Annotated in this window: 1 protein-coding gene; it reads left to right on the plus strand. The window is 69.6% G+C overall.

Going from position 1 to position 237, the window contains the following annotated elements:
- The coding region (locus KZZ06_RS22190) for a hypothetical protein (RefSeq protein ID WP_219582057.1) at positions 1–237 on the plus strand (237 nt) is incomplete at both ends.

Below are 237 nucleotides of genomic sequence, written 5' to 3' on the forward strand. Positions count from 1 at the left end.
GGGACCGGGGTCGGCAAGCTCCTCACCGATGTCGACCGGCTCGCCCGCATCCACGTGCCGGCTTGGCTCGCTACGCCGGGCATGGGTCGGGACAAGATCGCAGCCTTCTACCGCGATCCGGTCAAAAAGGCCTGCGACGCGGAGAGCCTGCGCCTCAGCCACTACGCCCGCAGCCTTGCCGTCGAGAGCGGTACGGTCTGGCGGGCTCGGCGTCTACGCAACCGCGTCGCCCGTACT

It is taken from the genome of Sulfitobacter sp. CW3 (assembly GCF_019392245.1).
Lineage (GTDB): Bacteria > Pseudomonadota > Alphaproteobacteria > Rhodobacterales > Rhodobacteraceae > Sulfitobacter.